The sequence below is a fragment of the Janthinobacterium sp. YR213 genome, assembly GCF_900099875.1.
Lineage (GTDB): Bacteria > Pseudomonadota > Gammaproteobacteria > Burkholderiales > Burkholderiaceae_D > Janthinobacterium > Janthinobacterium lividum.
The window spans coordinates 103,582-117,523 of sequence record NZ_FNDA01000002.1 but is presented as its reverse complement, the minus strand read 5'-3'; the positions used below and the strand labels follow the sequence as shown (position 1 = coordinate 117,523).

The 13,942-nt window shown below is 61.3% G+C and carries 13 protein-coding genes; 5 read left to right on the top strand and 8 right to left on the bottom strand.

Annotation, left to right across the window (positions count from 1 at the left end; translation table 11 throughout):
- Positions 1–13: 13 nt before the first annotated feature.
- Genes BLT98_RS09730 through BLT98_RS09715 form a run of 4 tightly spaced genes read right to left on the bottom strand, consistent with a single transcriptional unit; the run spans position 14 to position 3,846 of the window.
- Positions 14–793, bottom strand: a complete 780-nt coding sequence (locus BLT98_RS09730; RefSeq protein ID WP_034778814.1) for an ABC transporter permease — start codon at positions 791–793, stop codon at positions 14–16.
- The gene (locus BLT98_RS09725; protein ID WP_034778816.1) at positions 790–1,629 is read right to left on the bottom strand and encodes an ABC transporter permease; all 840 of its coding nucleotides are present in this window, start codon (positions 1,627–1,629) and stop codon (positions 790–792) included. Before BLT98_RS09725 ends, BLT98_RS09730 begins: the two co-directional genes overlap by 4 nt.
- A gap of 21 nt (positions 1,630–1,650) precedes the next feature.
- On the bottom strand, positions 1,651–2,673 hold the full coding sequence (locus BLT98_RS09720) for an ABC transporter substrate-binding protein (RefSeq protein WP_244517450.1): 1,023 nt from the start codon (positions 2,671–2,673) through the stop codon (positions 1,651–1,653).
- A 57-nt stretch (positions 2,674–2,730) separates the two neighbouring features.
- On the bottom strand, positions 2,731–3,846 hold the full coding sequence (locus BLT98_RS09715) for a porin (RefSeq protein WP_231958486.1): 1,116 nt from the start codon (positions 3,844–3,846) through the stop codon (positions 2,731–2,733).
- Positions 3,847–4,071: 225 nt separating this feature from the next.
- Here BLT98_RS09715 and BLT98_RS09710 point away from each other — a divergent pair, with 225 nt between their 5' ends.
- On the top strand, positions 4,072–4,989 hold the full coding sequence (locus BLT98_RS09710) for a LysR family transcriptional regulator (protein WP_070281784.1): 918 nt from the start codon (positions 4,072–4,074) through the stop codon (positions 4,987–4,989).
- A 14-nt stretch (positions 4,990–5,003) separates the two neighbouring features.
- On the opposite strand, the gene rsmA is transcribed toward BLT98_RS09710, so the two are convergent.
- From rsmA to BLT98_RS09690, 4 genes are all read right to left on the bottom strand, one after another.
- On the bottom strand, positions 5,004–5,783 hold the full coding sequence (rsmA, locus tag BLT98_RS09705) for a 16S rRNA (adenine(1518)-N(6)/adenine(1519)-N(6))-dimethyltransferase RsmA (RefSeq protein WP_092607264.1): 780 nt from the start codon (positions 5,781–5,783) through the stop codon (positions 5,004–5,006).
- Between the two features lie 52 nt (positions 5,784–5,835).
- Positions 5,836–6,885: a 4-hydroxythreonine-4-phosphate dehydrogenase PdxA gene (pdxA, locus tag BLT98_RS09700; RefSeq protein ID WP_092607261.1), complete on the bottom strand. Its 1,050-nt coding sequence runs from the start codon at positions 6,883–6,885 to the stop codon at positions 5,836–5,838.
- A gap of 19 nt (positions 6,886–6,904) precedes the next feature.
- Complete coding sequence (locus tag BLT98_RS09695; protein ID WP_230520394.1) at positions 6,905–8,293, bottom strand: peptidylprolyl isomerase; 1,389 nt, start codon at positions 8,291–8,293, stop codon at positions 6,905–6,907.
- A 103-nt stretch (positions 8,294–8,396) separates the two neighbouring features.
- On the bottom strand, positions 8,397–10,358 hold the full coding sequence (locus tag BLT98_RS09690) for an LPS-assembly protein LptD (RefSeq protein WP_244517449.1): 1,962 nt from the start codon (positions 10,356–10,358) through the stop codon (positions 8,397–8,399).
- Between the two features lie 6 nt (positions 10,359–10,364).
- On the opposite strand from BLT98_RS09690, the gene BLT98_RS29480 reads away from it, so the two are divergent.
- The 4 genes from BLT98_RS29480 to BLT98_RS09675 all read left to right on the top strand — a co-directional run bounded on the left by BLT98_RS29480 (position 10,365) and on the right by BLT98_RS09675 (position 13,934).
- Positions 10,365–10,697, top strand: a complete 333-nt coding sequence (locus BLT98_RS29480) for a hypothetical protein (protein WP_230520392.1) — start codon at positions 10,365–10,367, stop codon at positions 10,695–10,697.
- A 53-nt stretch (positions 10,698–10,750) separates the two neighbouring features.
- On the top strand, positions 10,751–11,818 hold the full coding sequence (locus tag BLT98_RS09685; RefSeq protein ID WP_034778830.1) for an aminoglycoside phosphotransferase family protein: 1,068 nt from the start codon (positions 10,751–10,753) through the stop codon (positions 11,816–11,818).
- A 74-nt stretch (positions 11,819–11,892) separates the two neighbouring features.
- Positions 11,893–12,612, top strand: coding sequence for an N-acetylmuramate alpha-1-phosphate uridylyltransferase MurU (gene murU / locus BLT98_RS09680; protein ID WP_092607255.1), 720 nt, complete (start codon positions 11,893–11,895; stop codon positions 12,610–12,612).
- The gene (locus tag BLT98_RS09675) at positions 12,612–13,934 is read left to right on the top strand and encodes an aminopeptidase P N-terminal domain-containing protein (RefSeq protein WP_170846376.1); all 1,323 of its coding nucleotides are present in this window, start codon (positions 12,612–12,614) and stop codon (positions 13,932–13,934) included. Before murU ends, BLT98_RS09675 begins: the two co-directional genes overlap by 1 nt.
- Positions 13,935–13,942 lie beyond the last annotated feature (8 nt).

The window sequence follows — 13,942 nt, the reverse complement described above, 5'->3', positions numbered from 1 at the left end:
GGTGTGTTGCCTCTTACATGTATTTAGAAATGCCCAGCACCTTCTCGGTCACCATCACGAAGGCCATGGTGAACAAGACCAGCAAGGTCGACAGGGCAGCGATCGACGGATCGAAACTGTTTTCCATATGGCCCAGCATCTCGATCGGCAAGGTGCTGATGCCAGGACCCGTCAGGAACAGCGAGACGGGCACCTGGTTGAACGAAGTGACGAAGGCGAGGAAGAAGGCGGCGATCACGGCGTTGCGGATATTCGGCAGCACGATCATGAAGAACGCGCGCAGGCGCGACGCGCCCAGCGTAATGGCCGCATCCTCGATATCCACGCGCAAATTCACCAGGCTGGCGTACACCACGCGCACCGAGTATGGAATCAGCAGCGCGATATGGCCGATCAGCAGGCCCACATACACGGGCGCGTTGATGGTCAGCACCAGGTGGTGCAGCAAGCCCAGGCCGACGAGGATGGCGGGAATGATCAGCGGCGACGTCAGTATCTGACGGATGGCGCCGATGCCCGGCGGCGGCATGCGCGAAAACGCATACGCGACGGGTATGCCCAGCAGCAGCGCGATGACGGTGGCGATCAGGCCGATTTCCAGGCTGGTCTGGAAGGCGCGGCGGAACTCGGGCGCCGACCAGACTTCGATGATCCAGCGCAGCGAGTACGACTCGGGCGGGAACGCCAGCGTCTCGCCGCCGCTAAAGCCGGCCAGCACGACGATGGCGAATGGCCCCAGCAGGAACAGGAATACCAGCCATAAAACGGCACGTGAAAACAGGCTTTCTTTCATACGGAACTCCGGCTCGAGGAAATACGTTTAAGGCCGGCATTCACCAGCAAAGTCATGCAGACGAGAATGACGGCGATGACATTCGCCGCGCCAAAATCGCTCTCCACGCTGACCTTCTGGTACAGCAGGGTTTCCAGCATCAGCACCTTGGTGCCGCCCAGCAGTGCTGGCGTCACATAGGCCGTCACGCAGCCCGTAAACACCAGGGTGCCGCCGACGACCAGGCCTTCCTGCGTCAGCGGCAGGGTGACCTTGCAAAACACTTGCCATGGATTGGCACCCAGGGTGGCGGCAGCCGGTTCCACGTCGCGCGGCAGGTTTTCCAGCGCGCCCGCCAGCGACATCAGCATCAGTGGCAGCAGCAGTTGCAGCAGGCCGACAAACACGGCGAACTCGCTGAACAGCAAACGCAGCGGCTCTTCCGTCAAGCCCATGTTGACGAGCGCCGCGTTGACGGCGCCATTGCGACCCAGCAATACGATCCAGGCATAGGTACGCGCGATCGGCGAGACCATCAGCGGCAGGATCATCATGCCCACCACCAGCCCGCGCCACTTCGGCGACACGCGTGCCACGGCTTGCGCGGCCGGGTAGCCGAGGATGATCGACGCCAGCGTCACCAGCGCGGCAATGCGCAGGGTGCGCCAGAAGATGGTGCGGTTGAATTCCTGTGAGAAGAATTCGATGAAGCGGTCGACGCCCCACTGCATGCCGTCGCCGACACGGAAGGCGTCGACCAGCAAGGCCAGCACGGGCAGCAGGAAGCAGACGACGATAAAGATCAGCGCCGGCAGGACCAGCAGCAGTCCCAGGCGCTTTTTTGGATCAGCAAACATGGTGTTTTCTCCTCGTCACCACTATTTGCTCATGGCCTTGTTCCACTGCATCATCCAGTTCGTGCGCTGCTTGAGGATGGTTTCCGGCTTGACGAATTTCAGCGAATTGATCTGGTCGGCGCCATAGGTATTGAATTGCGCGGCCGCCACCGACAGGCGCACGTCCTTGTTGACGGGCGAGTCGACCAGGTTGGTGGCCAGCTGCGTCTGCACTTCCTTGGACAGCCAGAAATCCATCAGCTGGTACGCCAGGTCCGCATTCTTCGAACCGGCGACGATGCCCATCACGTTCATGCCGGCCGCCTGGCCTTCGGCCGGGATGCTCCATTTCAGGGGCAGGCCCGTCTTGAGCATTTGCGACCACGTAAAGCGCGCCACGGGCGCGGCCCAGATTTCATCCTGGGCGAACAGGGCCGCCAGCTGCGCGCTGTTTTTCGAGAACGTGACGACGTTGCCCTTCATGCCGACGATCTTGGCAAAGCCGGTGGCGTAGTCGTCCGTCTTGCCGCCCCAGGCCGCATCGGCCATGCGCAGCATCAGGGGACCCTGCGTGGTGCTCACGTCGGGGAAGGCCACGCGGCCCTTCAGTTCAGGGCGCCACAGGTCCTTCCAGGACGTCAGCGGGGCGATCTTGTCGCTGCGGTACACCAGGCCGACCGAGTACAGCGTATAGCCGACGGCGAAATTGCCGCCGATCGGGTTCTTCGCCACGTCGTACAGGGCTTTGTAATTGCTCAGCTTGGAGTAATCCATGGGCTGGATCACGCCCTTTTGCGCCGCTTCCAGCATGCCGGAATCGGACAGCAGCACCAGGTCGATCACCGGGTTCTTGCTGTGCACTACCAGCTTGGCGATACGGTCCGCGTTATTCCCCGTTTCCACCTTGATATCGCAACCGCATTTGGCCTTGAACGGCTCGTACACATACTTCATGAACAAGGGCTGGGCAATCGGATAGGCCGAAATGACCAGCTCGCGTTTTTCCGCGTGGGCGGCGTTAGCCAGCAAGCCTAGGCTCAACGCCAACATGAGGTGCTTTTTCAAGATGCTTCCTTTCAGGGGACGGCGCTGGGGGACAGCGCCTGTAAAGATGAATCAGACTCAGAAATAATGTCGCATGCCTACGATCAGCACGCTTTGCGTCTTGCCGCCCGAGGCGCCGAAGCCGAACACGCGGGCGAACGTCGCGTCGCCTGCCGCTTTCTGGTAGCTCCAGGTGATGGCGACATCGGTGCGCTTGGACAGGAAGTAATCGGCCTGGAAGTTGACCTGATGCCATTTCGGCGTCTTGTTGATCACGTCATATTTACCGGTGGTAAAGAAATACGACGCGCCCAGGTTCAGCGCTTCCGTCAGCTTGTGGTTCACGTTCAAGTCCACATTTTGCAAGGTCAGATTGCTTTGATCCAGGTAGTGGTAGCGCACGTTGGTGTACAACGCGCCAAACTTGGTCTTGCCCACATTATAAAAGCCTCCCGTGCCGGCGATGGCCTGGCTGTCCACGCCCGCGCCCTTGACGGCGCTCTTGTTGAAGATCAACAAGGAGCTGCCATAGTCATTGCCGATGGCGCCATTCGGCGCATCGGGGCTGTTCGGGCGATCCATCTTGGTGTAGGCGACGGCCCAGCTGAAGGCATCGACCTTGTAGCCGGCACCCATGCTGTAGACGCGGTTGCGGTTGGAATCTTCCGGGTTTTCGCTGAAGCCGTACAAGCCCGTGAACGACAGGTTGCTGATGTTCGGGCTGACATACTTGACGGCATTTTGCACGCGCAGGTTGTTGTAGCCATTATCGTTGTCGCCGATATGCACGCCATTGCTGGCAATGACGACCGGACCCAGCAGGTCCTTGACGGCTTCGTACTGGCGCCCCAGGGTGAGCGTACCCTTGTCATTGCTGGACAAACCCACATACGACTGGCGGCCAAACAGGCGGCCGCTTTGCGACGCCGTGCCCGTCATGACGTTAAAACCGTTTTCCAGCACGAAGATGGCCTTGGTGCCGTTGCCCAGGTCTTCCTGGCCGCGAAAACCGATGCGGGGATTCTGATTCGTGCCGCTCAACGCATGCGTGCGGCTGCCCTTGCCCTCATCCGACACATAGCCGATACCGGCCGACAGCAAGCCATACACTTGCACGCTGCTTTGCGCCTGCGCCGCACCCTGCGCCGCCAGCAAGCCACCCACTACCATCGTTCCCGTCATCCATTTGTTCATCGCCGCCACCCTAAAAAGAATAAACCCTGAGTTTTTTTGGAATTATTTTATTGATGCGTCCCTTGCATGGCGTGCTAGCGCGAGTACCGGCGCCGCCTGGCAAGCGCTTCTCTGAAGATTGTTGCCTTCAAGACAAGTAAAGACCAGTCCAGAATATGGTAAATTGCGGGATAAGAAAATTTGTTTATTTTTATAAATCCATTACTTTTTCTAATAAGCAAACCCATGCATGAGTTGAGCAAGAAGATTTCCTTACGACATTTACAAGCGTTTTCCACCTTAGCCCGGGTAAACAGCTTCAGCAAGGCCGCACAGGAATTGTGCGTGACGCAGCCAGCCCTCAGCGCCTCGATCAAGCTGCTGGAAAATCAACTGGGGAAAAAGTTGTTTAACCGCACAACCCACCAGCTGGAACTGACGCGCGAAGGCAAGCTGGCGCTCGACTACGCCACGCATTTATTAAATACGGCAAGCAACACTTTTGCCGATATCCAGCGCGCCATCGGCAGCGGCCGGCACCGCATCCGCATCGGCGCGATCCCGTCGGCCATGGCGATGACAGCCGTCGTGGTGGCGCGCTACTGCGAGCAGCATGGCGACGAAGTGGAAATCGTCCTGTCGGACATGCCCAACGACGGCTTGCTGCACGCCCTGCATTCTGGCCAGCTGGACTTTTGCGTGGGTATCGAGGTACCCGGTTCCGTGTCGCTGGAAAGCGTGGGCCTGTTCGAAGACGAGCTGGTGCTGGTGACGGCGGGGCGCCATGCGCTGGCGCCACTCAAGGAAGTGCGCTGGGAGCAATTGGCGGGGCAGGAAATCGTCGTGTTTACCAAGGGCAGCATCTGGGAGTTCGCCTCGAGCGCGCTGCGCCAGCATGGCTTGAGCCCGTCGAGCCTGTACCAGATGATCCACAGCGAGTCGCTGTATGGCGTGGTGCGCGCCGGCATCGCCGTCGGCATCATGCCCAGCCTGTACACGACCTTCCTCAACGACGAGGACCTGCACGTGGCACCCCTGCGCCAGCCCACCTGCAAGCGCAAGATCGCCTTGATGCGGCGCAATGAGATCAGCCGCAACCACCATGTCGACGACTGCTTTTCCGCCCTGAGACAGGATCTGCAGCAGGTCGACCAGTGGTTTTGAGTTAAACCGGGGGCTTAGGCCGGCGCCTTCAGCAAATTCGCCAAAGCCACATACTGCTCCAGGCCCACGGTTTCCGGACGCAGGGTCGGGTCGATGCCGGCCGCCTTGATCTGCTCTTCCGTAAACATCCCGGCCAGGCAGTTGCGGATCACCTTGCGGCGCTGCGAGAAGGCCTTCATGACGACCGCTTCCAGGGTGACCTGGTCGCACGCCAGGCGCTCGGCCACGGGGATCATGCGCACGATGGCCGATTCCACTTTCGGCGGCGGATCGAAGGCCGTCGGCGGCACGATGAACAGCAGCGACATGTCATAGCGCCATTGCAGCATCACGGACAGGCGGCCATATGCCTTGCTGCCCGGTTCGGCCACCATGCGCTCGACGACTTCCTTTTGCAGCATGAAATGCTGGTCCTGCACCAGCGGTGCGAAGTCCGCCAGGTGGAACAGCAGCGGGCTGGAAATGTTGTACGGCAAGTTACCCACGATGCGCAGCTTCTGGCCGGCCGGCACGGGGATTTGCGCGAAATCGAATTTCAGCGCGTCGCCCGAGTGGATCGTCAGCTTGGCCGGATTGAACGTCTTTTCCAGGCGCACGATCAGGTCGCGGTCCAGTTCCACCACGTGCATCTGCTTCAAATGGCGCAGCAGCTGCTCCGTCATGGCGCCCAGGCCGGGGCCGATCTCGACCATGGCATCGTCCGGCTGCGGCCCGATGGCGGCCGTGATGTCGTCGAGGACGAAGCGGTCATGCAGGAAGTTCTGGCCAAAGCGTTTGCGGGCAACGTGTTTCATATTCTGTTTTTCTATTCTAGGGGCGGTGTAGCGGGGTAAAACCGGTGGGCGATCAGGCGCGGCTGCTGGCGCGCAGCATGTCGAGCGCCGTTTGCAGGGCTTGCTCCATGCTGTGGCAATCGGCCAGCCCCAGCCCTTGCGCGGCCAGGTCCAGCGCCGTGCCGTGGTCGACCGAGGTGCGGATCAACGGCAAGCCCAGGGTGATATTGATGCCGCGCCCGAAGGTCGCGTATTTCAGCACGGGCAAGCCCTGGTCGTGGTACATGGCCAGCACGCAATCGGCATCGGCCAGGTATTTGTGCTGGAACAAGGTGTCGGCCGGATACGGCCCGCGCGCATCGATGCCGCGCGCTTGCGCCGCGGTAATCGCCGGGGCGATGACATCGATTTCCTCGCGTCCCAGATACCCGCCCTCGCCCGCGTGCGGGTTCAGGCCGGTGACCAGGATGCGCGGCGCGGCGATGCCGAATTTCTGTTGCAAGTCGGCCTGGATGATATCCAGGGTGACGGCCAGGCTGTCCATGGTGATGGCAGCGGATACGTCCTTCAATGGCAGATGCGTGGTGGCCAGCGCCACGCGCAGGGTCGGTTCGCCATGGCCGGGTTCGCCGGCCAGCATCATCACCACTTGCGGCGTGCCGGTTTTTTCTGCCAGGTATTCCGTATGGCCGGAAAAGGCCACGCCGGCATCGTTGATCGTACTCTTTTGCAAGGGCGCCGTGACCATGGCGCCAAACCAGCCGGCCTGGACACCTTCCACGGCCGCGTCCAGGGTCGCGAGCACGGAACGCCCGTTTTCCTTGTCGAGTACGCCAGGAATGACATTGTTAACAGTGGGAATATCGATCACGGCCAGGCGGCCAGACCCGAACTGGGGCAGGCCGCTGTTGCGCACGGCTTGCAGCGACAGCGCCGCCAGGCGGATGTCCGGATCGATCAGGCTGGCCGTCAGCGCCAGGAAGGCGGCGTCGCCCAGCAGGATGCAGTTGACTTCATTGCGCATGGCCCAGGCCGCGCGTATGGAGATTTCCGGGCCGACACCGGCCGGTTCGCCACAGGTAATGGCGATGGCAGGCCGGCGTGCAAGGGGCAAGTTACTCATGCGCAATGAATCAGCGGCATTACTGGTCGTCCGCGCGGAATTCGACGTAGGCACGGTCGCGCACTTCGCGCGCCCAGTTTTCCGTCGCTTCTTCCAGCTTGCGTTCGCGCAAGGCATTGCGCGCAGCGGCGCGCTGCTTCTCTTTCGAGACGTCATCACTCTTGCGTTCCAGCACTTCGATCAGGTGGAAGCCAAAGCTCGATTCGATCGGCTCGCTCACTTCGCCCGGTTTCAGCGCATTCATCGCCGTTTCGAATTCCGGTACGGTATCGCCTGGATACAGCCAGCCCAGGTCGCCGCCCTTGGCGGCCGAACCGTCGTTCGAGAACAAGCGGGCCAGGTCTTCGAACTTGGCGGCCTTGTTATCGAGACGCTCTTTCAATTCCGACAATTTGCGCTTGGCTTCGGCCGCCGACAAGGTCGGCGTTATTTTCAGCAAGATATGGCGGGCATGCGTCTGCTGCACGGCGGCGACGGCTTGCGCCTCGGCAGCACTGCGGCGGTCCACCAGCTTGAGGATGTGGAAGCCCGTATTGCTCTTGATGATAGGCGTGATCTGGCCCGGCTTCAATTTCAGCAACTGTTCCGTGAACAGGGGCGGCACGCGGTCGCTATGGCGCCAGCCGATATCGCCGCCGCTCAGCGCATCGCTGGCGTCGGAATAGGTGGCGGCCATCTTGGCGAAATCGGCGCCCGTGCGCAGCTGGCGGCTGACTTCTTCGGCGCGCGCGCGGCGTGCGGCGATCTGTTCGGGGCTGGAATTTTCCGGAATGCGCACGAGAATCTGCGCCAGGTTCAGTTCCACCTGTTCGCTGGCGGCCGCTTTTTCCGCTTCCAGGAAATTATCCACTTCGGAATCGGAAATCTGGATCTTGGCGTCGACTTCATGCTCGCGCAGGCGCTGCATGATGATTTCATCGCGGATTTCTTCGCGGAAGGTCGCAAACGGCGTGCCTTCTTTTTCCATCTGGTTGCGCAGCTCTTGCACCGTCATTTTTTGCTGTTCAGCAATACGGCCAATTGCGCGGTCCAGGGTCAGGTCATCCACGCGCACGCCCATTTCCTTGGCCAGCTGCATTTGTGCGCGTTCAACAATCATGCGCTCGAGCAATTGACGACGCAGGTCGGCAGGATCGGGCAAGGGCACGTTCTGCGCCTTCATGCGCTGCTCCACGCTCTTGATACGGGCCGCCACTTCATTGCGCGTAATCACCTCGTCATTGACGACGACGGCGATGGAATCGATGGTCTGGCCACTGCTCGAGGCCGGTGGCGTAAACCCCTTGACCGGCGCCGCGGCAGCGGGCTTGGCGGCAGGCGCTGGCGCAGCCTGTTGCGCCCAGACACTACTGGTCGTGGCGCCGGAAATGGCGCACAACAAGACCGTTGCAATTTTGAGTTGGTGCATACTGGCATTACGCATAATGTGTAGAGCGCTCATGAGTTCAGGTGAATAAAAAAACCGGTTTGTGCCGGCGCCGGGAACACCGGCGGCGGCAACGGTGCCTATCTTAACGGAGTGGCTGGCTCAGTGTCTGGTAACCGGGGATGGTTTTTGTAAAAGTTTCCAGGCCATTCGCGCCCAGACCCAGGCCATTCGACAAGCCCGTCAATTCCAGCTGGAAGAAGATCGGCGTCGAGACAGTCTTGTTCGTCGTCACGAAACGCTGCGCGCCCATGCGGAACACCCAGCAGTCGCCCTTGTATTCCAGGCCGACCAGGCTTTCCAGCATGCTGCGGTCCTTCACGGAGTAACTGATGCGGCCCACGCCATACAGGCGGTCCGTCAACGGCCATTGGGTCGACACTTCAACATTGCGCCAACCATAAACCCCGCGCTGGAAACGATTGCCAAAATTCAATACTTTCTTGGCACCGGGCTGATATTGCAAGGCGTAGTTGTAGCTGACCAGCTGGCGGTCGCTGGGATTGTACTGCACCAGGCTGTCGGCGGTCCAAGTCTCGGACACGCGGCCCGTTGCCGCCAGCAGGATATCCGAACGCGACTGGTTGACGGGTGTGCTCGAATCGAGTTGCACGCGCTGGTCGGCAAAATAGAAACGCTGGCCGAAAGTCAGGCGCATGCGTTCCGTTCCATCGGACTGCAGGAAACGCGATACCAGGGCGGCCGTGACCTGGTTGGCATCGCCGATGCGGTCGCTGCCGACAAAACGGTTTTCCGTGAAGATCTGCGTCAGGTTGAACGTGCCAGCGGCCGTATCGAACGTCGGAAACTTCGACTGGTCGCGGTACGGCGTGTAGACGTAAAACAGGCGCGGCTCCAGGGTTTGCGTGCCGCCCTTGGCGCCAAACAGATTCGTGTCGCGTTCAAACACCAGGCCGCTGTCGACCGAGAAGGTTGGCACGGCGCGCGTAAACGACGTATCCGCAAACTTCGCCTTGGTCCTGGCGTCGTTATCGAGCTGATACGCGCTGGCATTGAGCATCAGCTTGGGCGTGACGAAGTAGCCAGGGCGCACGATGGGGAAACTCACCTGCGGCACGGCCACGAGGCGCGACCCCTGCACCAGGGTGGGATGGGCGAAGCGCGTCGCTTCCGCGTCGAAGGTCCAGTCGAAGCCGCCCCAGACGTCGTATTTGCCAGCGTGGAAGTTCACCGCCGGCAAGCGGTCATACGGGCGCGTAACGGTCAGGCTGGGATTGTTGACCGCATCGGGATCCTGCAGCACCTGGTAATTCTGCACGCGCGCCGTCAGGCTCCAGTCCTCGGTGCGGTAATCGGTGCGCAATTCGCGCAGCAACTGGCGCTCGGTAGCGGTGGCGACGGTTTTCGAAAAATCGTTCGGGTAATTATTGTCGGACGCCTCGCGCAGATCCCAGCTGTAACTCCAGCCCTTGGCCAGCGCCTGCTCATGCTTGGACTTGATCATGTAGCGGTTGGTCTTGGTCTGCTTGTCGTTAGGCAAGAACTCAAACGACGTTTCGCCCTGGTACAGGCCTGCATCCGTCTCGCCCATGTAGCGGCCCGCCGCACCGAGCTGGATGCCGCGCCGCTGTATGTAGCGCGGGAACAGGGTCAGGTCGCGGTTCGGCGCGATGTTCACGTAATACGGCATCAGCAGCTCGAAACCGTTCTTCGAGGCAAAGCCCGGCGTGGGCGCCAGCCAGCCCGAGCGGCGCGCACCCGACAGCGAAAACGAAATGCCAGGCGTGCCCAGAATCGGCACGTCCTTGAAATAGATGATGGTCTTGCTGCCGGTGCCCACGTCGCGGCCCGTATCGAGGTTCAAGGTGCTCGATTTCAGGTACCAGTCCGGATTCGGCCCTTCGCAGGTACTGTAAGTACCGTCGATAACAGTGGCTTCGTCGGGGTTGATGAAGTCGACGCGCTCGGCCTTGCCCTGGCCGCCGCCCACTTCGAAGCGGTACGTCGGGTTGAGCAGGAAACCCTTGCCGGTCTCCATGTTCAGCTTCAAGACGTCGCCCGTGTAGTAATCGCCGAAACGCCACATCTTGATATGGCCCTCGGCGTCGAACTGATCTTCAACTTGTTTGTAACAAGCTGTATCTGCCGTCATTTTTGTGGTTTTTCCGCGTTCAATCACGACATTTTTATCGAGATTGATCTCCCTTTCGGGGCGTCCGTTCATGCTGTTCGCCGTCATGACGGTGGGCGCGTCGGGATCTTCCACATGAACCGGGCGCGGCGCTTTCTGGGCGTGGACAGGCACCGTCGTGGCGGCGACGAGCGCGCTGATGGCGAAAGCCCAGCGCTGCGAAGGGGGGGAGGCCGAAAACCAGCTCATGAATTGGAAGGGGCAAGCACCATGACAGGCGATTTTTTGATTTGAATCCCTTATTATATGGGAATCTGCACCATCAACCCGATTCCACAGGCCGCTTAATGTCATTCTCCCCCAATTCCTCCACCGCGCCGGCCTCCGCCGACGCTCGCCTGACCCTGTTGAAAGCCTGGTTGACCTCGCTTAACCTCGTCGCGCCCGAATCCGCCCGTCCCGCTTCCAGCGATGCCAGCTTCCGCCGCTACTACCGTCTCGATGTGCTGCCAGGCAATGCAACATTGCCAGGAAGCACACTGATTGCCATGGATGCGCCGCCCGAGCGTGAGAACGTGCCCGCCTTTGTCAAGGTGGCCGGCTTGCTGAAAGGCGCCGGCGTGTCCGTGCCCGAGATCATCGCGCAAGACCTGGAGAATGGCTTCCTGCTGCTCTCCGACCTGGGCACGACCACCTATCTCGACGCCCTGAACCACGATAACGCCAGCGTGCTGTACGCCGAAGCGCTCGAGTCGCTGATGAAAATCCAGCTGGCCAGCCAGCCCGATGTCTTGCCCGAATTCGACCGCGCCTTCATCCTGCGCGAAATGAATCTGTTCCCTGAATGGTTCATCGGCAAACACCTGGGCGCCACCTTGACGGATGTGCAACAAACCCAGCTGGACAAGGTCTTCGAAGCCATCACGGCGAATATCTTGTCGCAGCAGCAAGTGTTCATGCACCGCGACTACCATTCGCGCAATTTGATGCACATCAACGATGGTTCCATCCCCAATCCCGGCATCCTCGACTTCCAGGATGCCGTCTTCGGCCCTGTCACCTACGACATCGCCTCGCTGCTGCGCGACGCGTATATCCAGTGGGATGAAGAACTGGTGCTCGACTGGGTGATCCGCTACTGGCAGCGCGCCAAGCAGCTGGGCTTGCCAGTCAATCCCGATATCGACGCCTTCTACCGCGATTTCGAATTCACGGCCCTGCAGCGCCACCTGAAAATCCTCGGCCTGTTCGCGCGCCTGAATTACCGCGACGGCAAGGATCTGTACATGGGCGACCTGCCAACCGTGCTCGATTACGTGCGCAAGACAGCCAACCGTTATACGGAACTCAAGCCGCTGGTGCGTCTGCTCGATGCCTTGGAGAATAAAACGCCGCAAGTCGGCTACACTTTTTAATCGGCGCACCTGACCCGTCCGCTGCGGGGCCACGGCCCCGCCTTTCACTTATTGCACAGAAAACGAGTTCCACCATGAAAGCCATGATCTTTGCCGCAGGCCGCGGTGAACGGATGCGTCCGCTTACCGATACCTGTCCCAAACCGCTGCTGAAAGTACGCGGCCGTCCGCTGATCGTCTGGCATGTGCTGAACCTGGTGCGCGCCGGCATCACGGACATCGTCATCAACCATTCTCACCTGGGCCACCTGATCGAGGAAACCCTGGGCGACGGCAGCGCGTATGGCGCCCGCATCGCGTACTCGCCCGAGACCACGCCGCTGGAAACGGCGGGCGGCATCGCCCAGGCGCGCCACTTGCTGGGCGAGGAGCCATTTCTCGCCATTTCAGGCGACATCTATTGCCCCTACTTTGATTTCAAGCAAGTACTCGACGTGCTGGCGGACAAGGATGTGCTGGGCACGCCGTATCCGGCCGACCAGCGCGACATCGCCTGGACTTACCTGGTGCCCAATCCCGACTTCCACCCAAAGGGCGACTTCGGCTTGACCTTGTTCGCGATCAACAATACGGACGACACCAAGTGGACCTTCGCCAATATCGGCGTGTACCGCCCTGAGATGTTCGACGGCATCGCGCCCGGCAGCCACGCCAAACTGGGCGATTTGCTGCGCCGGTACGCGGACCAGGGCCGCGTGGGCGGCGAAGTCTATCCGGGCGAGTGGACGAATGTGGGCACGCCGGCGCAGCTCGACGTGCTCAATGGCGTGGCAGCGAAGGCGCCGGCGGCATGATGGCCAACTACGCGGCCCGGCGCGCGGCGTTGCTGGCGCAGATGCTGCCGGGCAGCGTGGCCATCCTCGCCACGGCGCCCGAAGTGCCGCGCAACAGCGATTGCGACTATCCGTATCGCCACGACAGCTATTTCTATTACCTGAGCGGCTTTACGGAACCCGATAGCGCCGTGGCCCTGGTGGCCGCCAGCGCCACCGCGCCGGCGCGCGCCATCCTGTTTTGCCGCGCAAAAAACACCGAACGCGAAATCTGGGACGGTTTCCGCCACGGCCCCGAGGCGGCGCGCGCCAGCTTCGGTTTTGACAGCGCCTTCCCCATCGAGGAACTCGACGTGGAAATGACGCGCCTGCTGGCCGACGTCCCCGCCATTTACTACGCGCTGGGCGGCAGCCTCGATGCGCAAGTCAAGGTCTGGCGGCACAACGTGCGGCAAAAGGCCCGCAGCGGCGTCACGGCGCCCGCCATCGCGCATGATATCAATGGCATGCTCGACGCCATGCGCCTGCTGAAAGACCCGGAAGAACAAGGCCTGATGCGCCGCGCGGCCGCCATTTCCAGCGCGGCCCACGTGCGCGCCATGCGCGCCACGCGGCCCGGCATGCACGAATACGCGCTGGAAGCGGAGCTGCTGTACGAATTTCGCCGCGGCGGCGCGCAGTTCCCCGCGTATTCCTCCATCGTGGCGGGCGGCGGCAACGCCTGCATCCTGCATTACAGCGCCAACAACGCCGTGCTGCAGGACGGCCAGCTGGTACTGATCGACGCCGGCTGCGAACTCGATGGCTATGCCTCCGACATCACGCGCACCTGGCCCGTCAACGGCCGTTTCAGCGGCCCGCAGCGGGCGCTGTATGAACTGGTGCTGGCGGCGCAACAGGCGTCGCTGGACATGGTGCGCCCCGGCTTGCCGCACAGCGCCATCCACGAGGCGGCCGTGCAGGTGCTGGCGCAGGGCATGCTGGACCTGGGTTTGCTGGACCGGCAGAAAAACGGCAGCGCGCAGGACGTCATCGCCGACAAGGCGTATATGCCCTTCTACATGCACGGCACCAGCCACTGGCTGGGCATGGACGTGCACGACGTGGGTGCCTACCGCGACACGGCTGCTCCGGGCAAGCCGTGGCGTCCGCTGGAAGCGGGCATGGTGCTGACGGTGGAACCGGGCATCTATGTGCGCCCCGGCGCGGGCGTGCCGGAACAGTTCTGGCACACCGGCATCCGCATCGAAGACGATGTGCTGGTCACGCCGCAAGGCCATGAAGTCTTCAGCACGGCGCCCAAGAGCGTCGCTGAAATCGAACAACTGATGTCACAGGATTAACGCCGCCG

Coding starts and splice junctions, on each gene's coding strand:
- BLT98_RS09695 (WP_230520394.1), bottom strand. CDS start 8,293: ATGCACCAACTCAAAATTGCAACGGTCTTGTTGTGCGCCATTTCCGGC.
- murU (WP_092607255.1), top strand. CDS start 11,893: ATGAAAGCCATGATCTTTGCCGCAGGCCGCGGTGAACGGATGCGTCCG.
- rsmA (WP_092607264.1), bottom strand. CDS start 5,783: ATGAAACACGTTGCCCGCAAACGCTTTGGCCAGAACTTCCTGCATGAC.
- BLT98_RS09675 (WP_170846376.1), top strand. CDS start 12,612: ATGGCCAACTACGCGGCCCGGCGCGCGGCGTTGCTGGCGCAGATGCTG.
- BLT98_RS09690 (WP_244517449.1), bottom strand. CDS start 10,358: ATGTGGCGTTTCGGCGATTACTACACGGGCGACGTCTTGAAGCTGAAC.
- BLT98_RS09710 (WP_070281784.1), top strand. CDS start 4,072: ATGCATGAGTTGAGCAAGAAGATTTCCTTACGACATTTACAAGCGTTT.
- BLT98_RS09715 (WP_231958486.1), bottom strand. CDS start 3,846: ATGAACAAATGGATGACGGGAACGATGGTAGTGGGTGGCTTGCTGGCG.
- BLT98_RS09685 (WP_034778830.1), top strand. CDS start 10,751: ATGTCATTCTCCCCCAATTCCTCCACCGCGCCGGCCTCCGCCGACGCT.
- BLT98_RS09725 (WP_034778816.1), bottom strand. CDS start 1,629: ATGTTTGCTGATCCAAAAAAGCGCCTGGGACTGCTGCTGGTCCTGCCG.
- BLT98_RS29480 (WP_230520392.1), top strand. CDS start 10,365: ATGGCCCTCGGCGTCGAACTGATCTTCAACTTGTTTGTAACAAGCTGT.
- BLT98_RS09730 (WP_034778814.1), bottom strand. CDS start 793: ATGAAAGAAAGCCTGTTTTCACGTGCCGTTTTATGGCTGGTATTCCTG.
- pdxA (WP_092607261.1), bottom strand. CDS start 6,885: ATGAGTAACTTGCCCCTTGCACGCCGGCCTGCCATCGCCATTACCTGT.